Genomic DNA, 2,578 nt, shown 5'->3' on the forward strand with positions numbered 1-2,578 from the left:
CGACGGAGCTGGAGCAGCCCGCCGCCCCGGCGCCGTACGACCCCAGCCCCTTCGCCCGGGAACGGCACGTCTGGCTGGGCCTGCACGCGGCCGCGACCCGGAGCCTCGCGCAGGGGTCGATGATCGTGTTCAGCTGACGCGGCACCGGCCCGCGCACGAACTGAGGGGCGCCCCGAAGGGCGCCCCTCAGCGGGTTTCAGGGACGGACCGGGCCCTGTCGGCCGGCCGGCCCTAGAGGAACGAGTTGATCTCGATCGTCTCGGTCCGGCCCGGGCCCACGCCGATCGCGGAGATCGGGGCGCCGGACATCTCCTCCAGCGCCTTCACGTACGCCTGGGCGTTCTTCGGCAGGTCGGAGAACGACTTCGCCTTGGTGATGTCCTCGGACCAGCCGGGGAGCGTCTCGTAGACCGGCTTGGCGTGGTGGAAGTCGGTCTGCGAGTAGGGCAGTTCCTCGACGCGCTTGCCGTCGATCTCGTACGCGACGCAGACCGGGATCTCCTCCCAGCCGGTGAGGACGTCGAGCTTGGTGAGGAAGAAGTCGGTCAGACCGTTCACGCGGGTCGCGTAGCGGGCGATGACCGCGTCGAACCAGCCGCAGCGACGGTCACGGCCGGTGGTGACACCGCGCTCGCCGCCGATCCGGCGCAGCGCCTCGCCGTCCGCGTCGAACAGCTCGGTCGGGAACGGACCCGCGCCGACCCGGGTCGTGTAGGCCTTGAGGATGCCGATGACCCGGCTGATCTTCGTCGGGCCCACGCCCGCGCCCGTGCAGGCGCCGCCCGCGGTCGGGTTGGACGAGGTGACGAAGGGGTAGGTGCCGTGGTCGATGTCCAGCAGCGTGCCCTGGCCGCCCTCGAAGAGGACCACCTTGTCGTCCTCGAGCGCCTGGTTGAGGACGAGGACGGTGTCGGCGACGTACGGCTGGAGCTTGTCCGCGTAGCCCAGCAGCTCCTCGACGACCTGGTCGACGGCGATCGCGCGGCGGTTGTAGAGCTTGGTGAGGATCTGGTTCTTGACGTCCAGAGCCGCCTCGACCTTCTGGGTCAGGATCGACTCGTCGTACAGGTCCTGCACCCGGATGCCCACACGGTTGATCTTGTCCGCGTAGGTCGGTCCGATACCGCGTCCGGTCGTGCCGATCTTCCGCTTCCCGAGGAAGCGTTCCGTCACCTTGTCGACGGTGACGTTGTAAGGCGTGATGACATGAGCGTTGCCGCTGATCAGAAGCTTGGACGTGTCGACGCCGCGCTCGTTCAGACCGCTCAGCTCGGAGAGCAGGACCGACGGGTCGACCACGACACCGTTGCCGATGACCGGGATGCACCCCGGGGACAGGATTCCGGAAGGGAGGAGGTGAAGGGCATACTTCTGGTCGCCCACGACCACCGTGTGGCCGGCGTTGTTGCCGCCCTGGTAGCGCACCACATAATCAACGGATCCGCCCAGCAGGTCCGTCGCCTTTCCCTTGCCTTCGTCACCCCACTGAGCACCGAGCAGCACAAGTGCGGGCACGCGCGTACACCCCTTCCGGGCGGGGCATGTCCAAGGTCAGGGGCGTACACGGCACGCCTGTGTGCCTTGTACAACCGGCGACCTTCGTCGGCCGCCTGCGGCCGTCGTCGGCCGCCAACCCGTCGACCCGGATGCCCCGGATATAGACGAAGCCCCTGGCGCAATAGCGCAAGGGGCTCTTGCACAAAGATGCTACCCGAGGAAGCGAGGCAGGACCGAGGTGGCGACTTCCGACCCGTTGCTGGTGGTCATCGACCCGGTCGCCCGGCAGACGGACGGCGAGGCCGTACGGATCGCGAAAGACGTGCTCAGCGCGGGTGCGGTGACGAAGGTCTGTCTGCCGGACGGGCCCGAGGAGTTCGCCCGCGCACTGGCCCGTCGAGGGTCCCGTCGGCCGGTCGTCGTCGGCGACGACGGGGCCCTCGTCCGGGCGGTGTCCCTTTTGCACCGACAGCGGGAGCTGGCCGGATGCGTGCTGTCGATGGTTCCGGTGGGCAGCGCGCTCTCGGTGGCCCGTTCGCTGGGGGTGCCCACCGGGACCGTGGCGGCGGCCCGCGCGGTGCTGGACGGCGCCCCGCGCCGGCTGGACCTGCTGGTCGACGACAGCGACGGAGTGGTGCTGGGGGCGCTGCGGATCCCACCGGTCCCCGCGTTCCCGGCCCCTGAGGGGGACTCGGCCGACCCGGCGCACCACTGGCTGCGGACCTGCCAGTCCTTCGTACGGACCCTGGTGCCGACCCGGCCGCACCGGGCGCCGTCCGCCCCCGCCACGCCCCGGCAGGGCCCGTCCCGGCTGCGGGTGGAGGTCGACGGGGTGACCCTGGTCGATCTGGACCAGCCGGTGGACGCGGTGTCGGTGGCACCGGACGGTGCCGGGCTGGCCGCGGTGGAGGTGCGCCCGTCCTCGGTGGGCGCGGAGGCGGCGCCGCTGCTGGCCCGGGGTCGGCGGGTCACCGTGTCCGGGGCGGACTTCCGCTACCGGGCGGACGCGGGCGTCGCGGGACCGGTCCGCAGGCGCACCTGGACGGTGTGGGAGGAGGGGCTGGGGCTGACGCTGCCGGTG

2 protein-coding genes are annotated in these 2,578 nt (G+C 71.0%); one reads left to right on the forward strand and one right to left on the reverse strand.

Features of this window, described 5'->3' with window-relative positions; all coding sequences use genetic code 11:
* Window positions 1-231: 231 nt before the first annotated feature.
* Window positions 232-1,515, reverse strand: a complete 1,284-nt coding sequence (locus FNH09_RS45995; protein ID WP_162470110.1) for an adenylosuccinate synthase — start codon at window positions 1,513-1,515, stop codon at window positions 232-234.
* A gap of 220 nt (window positions 1,516-1,735) precedes the next feature.
* Here FNH09_RS45995 and FNH09_RS46000 point away from each other — a divergent pair.
* Window positions 1,736-2,578, forward strand: an 843-nt coding sequence (locus FNH09_RS46000) for a diacylglycerol kinase family protein (protein WP_162470111.1), incomplete at its 3' end; no start/stop codon positions are given.

Origin of the sequence: Streptomyces adustus (assembly GCF_009377175.1) — a bacterium.
Lineage (GTDB): Bacteria > Actinomycetota > Actinomycetes > Streptomycetales > Streptomycetaceae > Streptomyces > Streptomyces adustus.